We start from the raw sequence: 11,533 nt of genomic DNA on the forward strand, positions 1-11,533 counted from the left end.
AGTTACGGTATTCAATTAATTTCTATTAGAAAATTAGATGCCCTTTGATCCTATAGGATAAATAGTTCCTTTCCAGCCAAGCCAACGGGAGTAGATTTGTCCTTCACGATTATGAGTTATAATATCAACAATGACATTTTTATTGACTTTAGATTTGAGTTCCGTAGATACATAAAATGTTTCTCCCGCTGGAATCATGGCAAATTGTTCAAATTTTTCCGATTGGGCAGGTAACAATTCCTCTTGATGAAAATAATAAATCAAAATTCCAGTCGCGTGTGTCTTAAGATCAGCGATGTAGGGATTGAAATTTTGAATGGGAAACTGCCCTTGTTGTCGGTCACTAATAGATGACCAAGCACAGGCTGCCGTAATTTTTGTAGGAGTTAGATTCAAGACCCGTTTCACCCCCCAAAAGGAAGGGCCATGAAATAAGGAAGATTCTTCACTTTGATATAATGATGATGGAATCTTTTCAGTAATTTTAGAATCTTCCTCAACGTTAGCATTCTCATAAGTGGGAGCACTAGGAATTTCTCTGACTAGCTTAATATGAACCCGATAATGCTCATGATAAGGAATTTTACTTTCTTGTTTTTTCGTCCGAATTTTTGCTTCAAATTCTATTGAACCGTCATTGGTCTTAGCAATTTCTTTCAAATCCAGAATATATTCCCTTGCCAGAGTATGATTGAAAATAATCCCTTTAAAGAACTTGAAATTTGTGTAACTGAAGAATTTGTAACCGGGATAGAGTTGTTCACAGGCATTAATAATCCATCCTACGGCACAAGTAGCTGGCAATACTGGATAACCGCCAATGACGTGATCTTGTAAAAAGGGATTAGCGTCCACTGTCAACTTGCGGCGAATACGATAGCTTCGTAACTCAGGGTTTAACTCCCCTAACACCGGTTCCAGTGGAGTGCCAATCACCACTTGCGCCGTGTCCTGATTGGCACTATCCAGTTCTTTAACTAGCATGTTTGTCCCCACTGGGATCGGAATAATTTCAATGTTGCGCTTAGCAAACGCCTTCTTGAGTCCGGAAGTCACCATACCACTGTCCCAAGGTCCCCAATTGATGGCAACTACATGGCAGGAGGGATGATGTTGCTTGACCAGATGAGCTGATTTGTTGAGAATTTCATTTGCGATCGCATAATCCGACTGACCGATATTTCCGTAAAAACCAGCTACAGAGGAAAATAGAACTAAATAATCCAGTTGACCTGGGCTGACACAACTCAGCAGATTTTGGAAACCCTTTACTTTGGTAGCATAAACCCTTTCAAAATCTTGTTCCGATTTCTTTTCAATTAATTTATCCGCTAAAACCCCTGCTCCGTGGATAATACCGGTAATTGGACCCATGCGCTCAACCACAGTCGCGAGCTTTTGCTGTAAGGCTAAAGCATCGGTTACATCAACATCAATATAGTCTGCCTGACCGCCTGCTTCTTCAATTGCCAAGAGAGTTTTGTGAATTTCTCGACTCGAAACAATTGTCTTAAATACCCGTTGTACTTCCATGGGGGTAGGCTTCTGTCCTTGGCCAAGGATATTGTTCATAATCCGTTTTTTCAATTCAGATTCATCAAAACAATCCTTTGCCCAATCTGGTTCATCTGTCATGATTGATGAACGACCCAGTAGGATAAATTTGCATGGTTGGTGCTGTGCTATCCGAATCACGCACTCAGCGGTAATGCCTTTTGCTCCCCCACTGACAAGAAACACTGATGATTGACTGATTTGAATTGTTTGGATCATAAAGTCTGCCAAGAATTTTAGAATTAATTAATTGATAAATAGTTATGATTATTTAACTCTCATTGTCAGGGGTGTCCAACTAGCCTTTGTGGCACTCCGTCAGGGGTCAAGCTACATTGGCTGAGCAAGCCTCAATAAGACACAAAAGGAAATTGTTAGTAAATATTTCTATCGTCTCCTTACTGATTGATGGCTCAGAAAAAATAAAATTTAAAATCATTTTTTCGTTAAAGGTTGTAACATCAAGCAATACACTTCCCCCACGGGCTCTGTTCGCTGCTGCAAAGCTTATTTCTTCTAGTGTAAATGAACCATATTTATTAGGTATATGAACTTTACCAATATTGCTTATAGATACGGTTTATGAGCCTCGATTAGCGTTACTAAATAACTTCTTAGTCAAGGCTGTAATTATCAAAATAACTCTAAATATATTCACTCCCTTCAAACGATATTCGATCTGTTTTTTAACATTCCGAGCTAAATCCCAAAATGATAAATTGCTTTGTAAGGTGTGATATGAGGTAACACCTGAAACTACCATCCCCATGACCTCATCACTGACCACTGGTTCCAAGCGTCTGCGCAAATCAACATAGGATAGGCAACTGACAGACAACCTTTTTTTATTATTTGCTGTGATGCTTTTCGCAGCACTCAACAGCATCGCCCCACACAGGGCACCGTGTACTGTTGTCTTTTCCTTTTTGCAATGATTGATTAACTGTTGGGTTAAGCCTTTGTCTAAGGATTTTTGCACCATACCACAACGGCGTAAATTAATGGGTACGGACTTTTCAAAGCTGAGAGTTTTTGGTCGATGCCAAACCTGATTAAAAATTATTCGTAATAATATAAATGATCTATGCCAAATCCCTTGGAATCCCCTCGTTGATATAGGAATTAACCTATCTATGGGTGGGAGTATCGGCAAGGGAAGTACTGAATTTATTGGTTCCGCACAGTGAATTTTCTGGCAGTAGGTCAAAATTGCTGAGTGCAATTGGACACAAGATAAGGCGTCTGATATGGCGTGGTGGGTTGATGTAATCAGATAGCTCGCACTATTTTCACTCTCAGCACGAACTAGTACTGCCCGCATCAAACCTTTATCACTCTCAATTCCCTGATTCAGCTCTTCGAGAACAACCTCTTGCCAGTGTTCGTTGTAGAGATTTTCAACCACACGCAAAGGAATCTTGGACACCCCTCCAGTTTTAAACCAGAGATTATCTAACGAGCCAACAATACGACAGTTAAGACAAGGGTAACGGTCTTGAATCAGGTCAAGAGCTTGTCTAAGAATTTCTTCACTCAGAGGTCCTTTGACGCGACTCATCGTTACTACATAACTCGATGTAGCAAGGCGATTTAAGATTTCCGTCCCTTCCTCGACAGGAAGTAGCTTTCTGTTTAGGGTTTCTTCTGGGGAAATTTGCGACATTGTTAACATATTCAAGGTTTTGCTTGATTGTTCCAGTTTGTTAAAGTAGACCCTAATTTTTGCTACTCGTTACACTCAGCACTCAGCACTCATTACTCAAGCACTATATAGTAAACTACACCCTGCTTTTTGCCACTAGTTACACTCAGCACTCAAGCACTATATTTAGATGGATGGCTCAGTGCTCAGGGTTACTCGTCCGAGTGAACTATATCCAACTTCAGTAATATAATGGTTAGGATCGTGAAGTTCAGCCATGATGTACTGAGCCGAGCCCTCAGCATTCAGCTCAGGACTCAGATCAATGCCCCGACAAAATACCGATTTCCATTCAATGTTTAGGGTTTTAGTCAATCCAAATAGACCCGCACCAATTGCACCAAAGTTCACGTTTTTTGCTAATCCAAACGCTCCATCAAGACGAGTAACAGTCATGAAACAACTGCGTCCTTGACGCGCTGCTTGATTCAGTGATGGTTTGAGATGTTTGGCAATCAAAAAGACCTGCTTAAGAAGAGCTTTTTCTAGGTCAAGAAAGGTAATCCCATGATTGGGCCCGGTCTCAAGGGCAGGATTGAGATGAATGAATGCAGCAACCGAACCATAGTTAGCAGTAATTGCTGCCAATTGTTGTTTCAAATGCTCCTCACTCAAATCGTTCAACACAATACGACTAACTCCTTTCGGTAAAGGTAGTTGTTCTGCAATCAGGGATTGGGGAAAACTTAAGACCACCACTTTCCAGTCACGGTCTGTTAGGGATTGAGCCAGTTTGGATGTAGTTAGTGAACCATCATCGGTTAACAAAACAATATGCTTGTCAGGTAACGCGAAATCCAAACTATCTGGCTCAGGTAGAGTTTTAAGTTTTACCAAACAGCGTGGAATATTATGATCTAGCTCAAGTTGCTCACTAGAAGGCTGCTGCTGGAACTTTTTTTTTTCAGTCGTCGCTGTCTGCTGTTGAAGATACTCAACAATTTGACCAAGAGTGCGAAGTTCTCCGAGTTGCTCTGGATTCGCTTGAGGCAAATCAGGATACATCTCTTGCAAAGCACCTAGAATTTCGACCCGTTTGATGGAGTCAATGCCTAAATCCGCTTCCATGTCCATATCCAGCTCTAACATTTCCGCTGGATAGCCGGTTTTTTCGCTAACCACATCGAGCAGAGTTTGACCGATGGCGTTAACATCTATAGCTGGTAGTGGTGTGGGATTTTCTAGCGCTATATTGTCACCAACTGGTTTAACCTCATTACTTTCCACTGGCTCAGATTCGATTATTTGCATCTGAGCTAAGTCAGTATCAGTTGTTGCTTCAGGTTGGACAGGGAGAAACTTAGAACCATAGGACTGTAGGTATTCCACGATTTGACCAAGGGTACGCAGTTCTCCAAGTTGCTCTGGATTGGCTTGAGGCAAATCAGGATACATCTCTTGCAAAGCACCTAGAATTTCGACCCGTTTGATGGAGTCAATGCCTAAATCCGCTTCCATGTCCATATCCAGCTCTAACATTTCTGCTGGATAACCGGTTTTCTCGCTAACCACATCGAGCAAATTTTGACTGATGGCGTTAACATCTATAGCTGGTAGTGGTGTGGGATTTTCTAGCGCTATATTGTCACCAACTGGTTTAACCTCATTGCTTTCCACTGGCTCAGATTCGATTGTTTGCATCTGAGCTAAGTCAGTATCAGTTGTTGCTTTAGGTTCGACAGGGAGAACCTTGGAACCATAGGACTGTAGGTACTCCACGATTTGACCAAGGGTACGCAGTTCTCCAAGTTGCTCTGGATTAGCTTGAGGCAAATCAGGATACATCTCTTGCAAAGCACCTAGAATTTCCACCCGTTTAATCGAGTCAATGCCTAAATCCGCTTCCATGTCCATATCCAGCTCTAACATTTCCGCTGGATAGCCGGTTTTCTCGCTAACCACATCGAGCAGAGTTTGACGAATGGCATTAATAGCCGTAGCTGCTGATGCTGAAGATACTACTTTTGCTGTTGGCTCAACCTTGACTTCAGTTACTAAACTTTCCTCAACGGATGTTGAGACATTGCTTAAAGCTGGCTGTGTTTCTGGCTCCTTAACCAGGGTAGTCCTAGGAACAGTTATAAATGCTCTCGAGCTACTTGAGCTATCAGAAAGATTCTGTTTAACTGTTTCTTCTTGCTTTACAACCTCCCCATTGTCAGAGGTTTGGCTATCCTGCTGGTCTACTAACTTATGTTTTGGCTTAGTCGCTGTAGTGAGTTTGGTAGTGCCTGGCAAATTATTGAGACTATCCTGAGCGCTAGTAACTGATGTTGTCACCGTTGTAGGAGTAGGTTGTTTGGTTAACTCCTGATTCCCCACCAATTGATTCCCTACAGCAGTTTCTAGCACTGGTTGATCAACAACCTCACCTGTGAGAAGCTGTTGATACTGCTGTTTTACCAGTTGGAAAAAGTTTTTAGTATAGTCTACCTGATGGTTTAAATATTGTTCATGGACGTTGAGAGTTTGAGCTTGCTGCTGGTGAAACTGCATCATACTGCGCTCTAAGCTCTGTAGGACAACTTGCTTGGTTTGCGCTTGTTGATCAGTTCCGTTGCTGTTGCCAAACAAGGAATGCTGCTGCTGCATCAGTTGAAAAAAGGTTTTGGCATATTCCAGCTGATTGTTCAGATATTGTCCGTGAACCTGTAACGTTTCACCTTGATGCTGACTAAATAACTTCAAGCTGTACTCTAAGCTCTCTAAAAGACGTTGAGAATTTACAGATAGGGTTGGTGTTGAGGGCATGTTCGATTCAAGAGCGGGTTGAGTAAGAGCTAGTGCTGGTTTGGCATCAGACCTGTCATTGGTGCTACTCCCAGAGGAGGTCACAAGATGCCCATTTGGCTTTTGAGTAGGTTGAGTGGGAATTGATGTGGGTTTGCTCTGAGAAGTCTCCATGGGACGTAACCGAGATGTGGGCTGGATGAATGGCGAGAGTGCAATCCTGTTTCTTGGGTTCTGGGCCATAGCCCCCTTGCCATTGCTCTGGCTAGAGCGATGTCCATTACTCAGGGATGGTGTCGATGGAGTAACAACCTTAGTTGAAGAACTCTGCTGATGATTGGCCTTAGCTGTCTTACCATTGCTCTGGCTAGAGCGATGTTCATTACTCAGGGATGGTGTCGGTGGAGTGACAACCTTAGTTGAAGAACTCCGCTGATGATTGGCCTTAGCTGTGTAACTATTGCTCTGGCTAGAGCGATGTCCATTACTCTGGGATGGTGTCGGTGGAGTGACAACCTTAGTTGAAGAACTCCGCTGATGATTGGCCTTTGCTGTGTAACTATTGCTCTGGCTAGACCGATGTCCATTACTCAGGGATGGTGTCGATGGCTTGACAACCTTAGTTGAAGAACTCTGCTGATGATTGGCCTTTGCTGTGTAACTATTGCTCTGGCTAGACCGATGTCCATTACTCAGGGATGGTGTCGATGGCTTGACAACCTTAGTTGAAGAACTCTGCTGATGATTGGCCTTTGCTGTGTGACCATTGCTCTGGCTAGACCCATCTCCATTGGTGAGCATTTGTGTCAGTGAAGTTTCCACTGTAGACCCATGAGTTGCCCCATTATCCTGAGCAAGAGATGTCACTTGATGTCCATCCTGCAAAGCCTTTTCAAAAGCCTTTTTCGTCTTTTCTGACACATAATTAGCGCAATTTAACCGGACATTGAGCCGTTTTTTGTCAGTCTTGGGTGCTGGAGGCTCAATTTGGTAGGGGTCGAGGTTTTTCAAGGGCAAACCAGCAACGCGCAACTGGATAACCGCTTGACGCAATTGGCGATCGCTATCCTGTTGACGACTCGCATTTAAGGCTACGGCGACATGGGGTTTATCACCAAGAATATCCTTTACTAAGTGGGTCAGGATGCTCCGAGGTCCAAACTCAACAAAGCAATACCCCCCTGCATTGTAGATAGTTTCGATTTCCTGCTTGAACAGTACTGACTTGCTTGAATGTACTCCCAAAATGTTTTTAATGTCTTGGGGTTCAGTGGGATAACGCTCCCCAGTCACATTGGTATAAACCGGAATTTTTGCTTTTTTGAACCTAACTGCTTCACTCGCTTGAGCAAAAACTTTTTGGGCATGCCCAATCAGAGGAGTATGGAAGGCAGCGGAAACTGGCAGCAAAGTAGCAGAATACCCTTTTTCAGTCAACAGTTCCTTTACCTTCGCAATTTCTGCTGTTGAACCGGCTAAGACCACTTGGTGATTGGAATTGAAATTGGCAATGGTAACTTGAGGAAAACTATCAATAACCGCTTTGACTCGATTAACTTCTCCGTTCACCGCCAGCATTGCTCCCGGATCAAAATTTGGATCATCTGGGGTTGCCATTGCCTGGCCTCTAGCTTTAACTAGGAAAAAGTAATCCTCATCACTCAAAACTTCAGCAGCCCAGAGAGCAGTGAGTTCTCCAAAGCTGTGTCCAGCAATAAAATCAGGCTTAAATCCTGCCTGTTGTAGAATCTTATAAAGACCAACACTGAAGGCTCCAATGGCTGGCTGAGCATAATCTGTACGTTGCAGTGCTTCAGCCTGGATATGCCGTTGAGCTGTATCAAACACAGGCGCAGGAAAAACCTTTTCTGAAACGGGCTTCAAACTATCCTTGAGGAACAGACTATCCATATAACCATAGGTCTGGCGCAAACAAGGGAAATTCATCACCAGTTCCCGCCCCATTTCTAGATACTGGGAACCTTGACCTGAAAACAGGGCAACGACTTTTCCTTCCAGCTTGATACCACTGTCACGATAGTAGATCCCTTGGGGATGATTCCACGATTGTGCTTGTGGTTTCTTTTTCAGGTAGTTAATAGTTTTTTGTAAGCATCTGCAAGCTTGTATTAGAGAATCCGCCACAAACCCCACTCTGGCTTCAGTGACCGGAATTTCTTCAGCTTTACAGCTATCAATCAGTTCCTGGTAGTGCTCCTCTCCAGTCTTAAATTGTAATTTTTGTAAGGTATCTTCACAACGAGCTAACAATTGCTCTGGTGTTGGCGCAGACAGGAGAATGGACTCGGAAGTGTGGTGTAAACGATAGGCATGATTGTTTTCCTGTTCATATTCTTCTAGAACAACATGATAATTCGTGCCACCAAAGCCAAAAGAACTCACACCAGCACGCCTTGGCCCATCTCCTTGAGCCCGAATCCAGGGTCGGCTTTCAGTATTCAAATAAAATGGTGAATTATCAATATCCAGTGTTGGGTTGGGGTTGGTGATGTTGATAGTAGGTGGCAAGATTTTGTGGTGTAGAGCCAAGGCAGTTTTGATTAGACTAGCTGCACCAGCCGCAGCTTTGGTATGCCCAATCTGGGATTTAACAGTACCGAGAGCAACATACTGTTTTTTGGGGTTGTTTTCACTAAAAACGTCCTTTAGAGCCTTGAATTCACTGGGATCCCCAGCTCTAGTCCCCGTGCCGTGTGCTTCAATCAGGCTGACACTGGTAGGAGAGAAACCTGCATCTTCGTAAGCCCGCTTCAAGGCTTTCGCTTGTCCTTCTGGGCGAGGAGCGTAAATGCTTTTATATCGACCATCACTGGACGTACCAATGCCTTTGATCACAGCATAGATTGTGTCATTATCTCGCTTAGCGTCCTCCAGACGTTTGAGTACCAGCATCCCGATGCCTTCACCCAGCATCATTCCATCCGACTCAGCATCGAAAGGCTTAATAGTCTGGCTTGGCGAGATGGCAGGGGTTTTGCTGAAACAAATATAGGCAAACAGAGAGTTATCCGTATCAACCCCTCCAGTCAGCATCATGTCAGCGCGATGCTCACTCAGCTCACTCATTGCCATTTTTAAAGCACCTAATGAGCTGGCACAGGCGGCATCCACTACACAGTTTGTTCCCCCCAAATCTAGACGGTTGGCAATGCGTCCAGCAATAACATTAGCTAGCATCCCGGGAAAGGCATTTTCGTTCCACTGCACATAGGCTAGCTTGATTTTTTCTACAATTTTTTTAGTATCCTGATCCGATAACCCACTACTTTTTAGGACTTTCTCCCAAATCGGATACTGCAATCTCACTGAAAGTGGTGTACCTAGTTGTTTTCCCAGTGCCGACCCTAGGATCACCCCAGTACGCTCTCGATTAAACTCCCGGGATTTGCCATAGCCCGCATCTTCCATCGCCTCCTTTGCCACTACTAGACTTAACAACTGGGAAACATCTGTTACTTCGAGGATATTCGGAGGGAGCCCAAACTCCATGGGGTTAAAATCGATATGTGGGATAAATCCCCCTTTTTTACAGTAGGTTTTGTCCGGTGCCCTGGGGTCTGGATCGTAGTAGTCGTCTACATTCCAGTGGGACGCAGGAACATCAGTAATGCAGTCGATTTTTGCAATAATATTCGTCCAGTATTCTTGCAAATTTCTGGCTTTCGGTAAAAGCGATGCCATCCCAACAATGGCGATAGGAGTTTGTGGCAGTTTTTGGTTAATATTGCTTGATTCTGTTAATTTATCCGACATCGTGTCTTTCCCTTGGATACGTTGGATCAGATTCTTTTCAAAGCTATCCAAGTCCTCTTGGAGCTGGGCCAATGCCATGTCAAGTTTAGAATTAGACATAGACTGAGTCTTAACCACGGTAAACTAGTTAACTTAATTTATAGTTTCATTTTTTTGTGATAATCAAACTAGTGTTATAAACTGAATTGCCAAGTTTATTTATTTAGTTTTACGGCTTTTAAATAAAAATTAATAGTATTAAAAAATATATTGTTTACCAATTATCACTGCTATTTAAGCTATTGTAAATAGTATGGATTGCCCTAGGGGATGACTTGGATAATATTTTTACAAATTTCATGTGCTGAATGTTTATTCTTGACTGTTTGTAAAGAGACATAAAAAACTACCAAGAGAGGGACGTGTGGGAATAGAGGGAAGTAGGAGAAGAGCAGGGGTGATTGTGTTTTAACCCTCACCACTATTGGCGCTTATTAGACAGGTTTATTTAGCATAAATTAGCCCCTGAATTTCCAGCAAACTACTCTATAGCAGTCCTAAATGATTCGTGAAATATATTGGCCAAAGCAAACGCTGTAACCCTTGCCCAGCAAAGATTCCAGATTTTGCTAATTTTACAAATGATTTAGGATTGCTATATCTGGTTCAGTTATGATTAACAGGTTTTAATTACGGCTTAATTTGACCCTATACCCTTTCAAGTTGTCATCCCCTGAAGTATTCAGCCATCAGCTAAGGCGCTACATGCTTACTGTACTTGCGAGCTATCAGCTATTGATGATTCCTGCAACAGAACTGAGTCAGAAGCAACCCATCACGAAGCGCGTCGCTCACGAAAACAAGCTTATGGGGGAACTCTCTTTATTGATCAGACGTTGGATTAGATTAGCTGTTTGCACAGCATGCCTGTAGCGCCTTAGCTCAGGATTTGATAGGTGAATGCTTACCCTAAAATACCAAACTTTTTTCTCCAGACAAAGTTTATCTATCTAGACCGATAGCAGCAATATACTTGGTATAAATGATAACATTGACCACATTAATCGTAGAAAAATTATCTGAATTTAACCTAGTCAATCTCTACGGGTTGACACCTTGAATCAGATAAACATTCAAGAAATAAAATAATTTTTCCTCAACTAGTAGCACAGGAGTGTCGCCTGTTACCGTTTTTTTCTGTTGAGCTAAACTAGGGTTAGCATCGTCAAATTAGTTTCAATAAGTCATGTAGTTTGACAAATAAATCCAGAGTTACAGGTTGAACTATCACTTAAATACAATAATCATCCCATTTATCAAATATCAGATATCTATTTGATAAATTTTGTATAAATTATTGATTAAGATAATGGCGATTATAGCGTTAGGTAGAGCTTTGAGTCGTCAAACACTAGGACTCTGTCAATTTAGTTTTTAGGCTTAGGGCAAGGTGTTAGATGTTAGCTGTTAGCTGTTAAGTGTTAGGCTTTTACATCCCTCACGGGAAGAAAAATTAGCTCCTAGCCACGGCATCAAATCCCCTGTACCCACTTCACGCCAAATCACCTCCCCTTTTACGGACAATGACTTCTTCGAGATCAGATAGAATTAATCGGCTGCCAGCCTTTAATAACTGTTGGGTTAACTCCTGTCCAAAACCACCCGCTGCACCGGTAATGAGTACAACTGCCTCTCGTAGATGAGTCATATTCCTGATTCGTAATTGATTTATACAGAACTTCTATTAAATCATTCAAAAACTGTGAATGAAATTCCGAAAAATCAAGATCAAGT

4 protein-coding genes are annotated in these 11,533 nt (G+C 42.5%); all 4 read right to left on the minus strand.

Annotated elements, in window-relative coordinates; all coding sequences use genetic code 11:
• Positions 1-33 precede the first annotated feature (33 nt).
• The gene (locus tag F6K53_RS08005) at positions 34-1,773 is read right to left on the minus strand and encodes an SDR family NAD(P)-dependent oxidoreductase (protein ID WP_293064416.1); all 1,740 of its coding nucleotides are present in this window, start codon (positions 1,771-1,773) and stop codon (positions 34-36) included.
• Between the two features lie 361 nt (positions 1,774-2,134).
• On the minus strand, positions 2,135-3,226 hold the full coding sequence (locus F6K53_RS08010) for a condensation domain-containing protein (protein ID WP_293080336.1): 1,092 nt from the start codon (positions 3,224-3,226) through the stop codon (positions 2,135-2,137).
• Between the two features lie 156 nt (positions 3,227-3,382).
• Positions 3,383-9,859: a type I polyketide synthase gene (locus F6K53_RS08015; RefSeq protein WP_293064412.1), complete on the minus strand. Its 6,477-nt coding sequence runs from the start codon at positions 9,857-9,859 to the stop codon at positions 3,383-3,385.
• Between the two features lie 1,432 nt (positions 9,860-11,291).
• Complete coding sequence (locus F6K53_RS08020) at positions 11,292-11,447, minus strand: hypothetical protein (protein ID WP_293064409.1); 156 nt, start codon at positions 11,445-11,447, stop codon at positions 11,292-11,294.
• Positions 11,448-11,533 lie beyond the last annotated feature (86 nt).

It is taken from the genome of Moorena sp. SIO4A1 (assembly GCF_010672065.1).
GTDB lineage: Bacteria > Cyanobacteriota > Cyanobacteriia > Cyanobacteriales > Coleofasciculaceae > Moorena.